1 pseudogene is annotated in these 268 nt (G+C 75.4%); it reads right to left on the reverse strand.

Features of this window, described 5'->3' with window-relative positions:
• Positions 1-268, reverse strand: a pseudogene (locus AC0IVP_RS21920) (family 65 glycosyl hydrolase); the annotation flags it as partial.

Below are 268 nucleotides of genomic sequence, written 5' to 3' on the forward strand. Positions count from 1 at the left end.
CTGCTCGTCGAAGGTGTCGTCGAAGGTCGCCGCGTAGGACCGGGCGCCGGCGTCGGCGATGTCGGCGTGGACGTGGAAGGCCGCGGTGCCGGCCGGCCAGTAGCCGCTGGTCTCCTCACCGCGGATGGTCCGCCACGGGACCGCGGCACCCTCGTGGCCGAGCACGCGGGCGCGCTCGCGGGCCAGGTCCAGCGTCGAGTGCCGCCACATGAGGGCGGCCCGGACGGCCTCGGGGGCGGAGTAGGTGAGCACCGGCAGCACGTAGGTC

Source organism: Klenkia sp. AC732, from assembly GCF_979256525.1.